1 protein-coding gene is annotated in these 254 nt (G+C 35.4%); it reads left to right on the top strand.

What is annotated here, in order from left to right:
- Positions 1 to 24: 24 nt before the first annotated feature.
- The coding region (locus tag SB679_RS25290) for a tRNA-binding protein (RefSeq protein ID WP_410705089.1) at positions 25 to 254 on the top strand (230 nt) is incomplete at its 3' end.

The raw sequence follows: 254 nt of genomic DNA, 5'->3' as shown, positions 1-254 counted from the left end.
AGAACAATTAATTAACGCATTAACATGACCACAAAACCAGACATAACTTGGGCAGATTTTGAAAAAATAGACATCAGATGTGGAACCATCCTTTCAGTAAATGATTTTGAAAAGGCAAGAAACCCATCTTACCAACTGGAAATAGACTTTGGAGATTTGGGGATCAGAAAATCTGCAGCTCAGATCACTTCTCTTTATGAAAAAGAAGAACTGGTGGGAAAACAAATTTTAGCCGTTGTCAATTTCCCTAAAAA

The sequence above is a fragment of the Chryseobacterium sp. SIMBA_029 genome (assembly GCF_046535275.1).
GTDB lineage: Bacteria > Bacteroidota > Bacteroidia > Flavobacteriales > Weeksellaceae > Chryseobacterium.
This window is presented reverse-complemented; position numbering and strand designations above follow the sequence as displayed.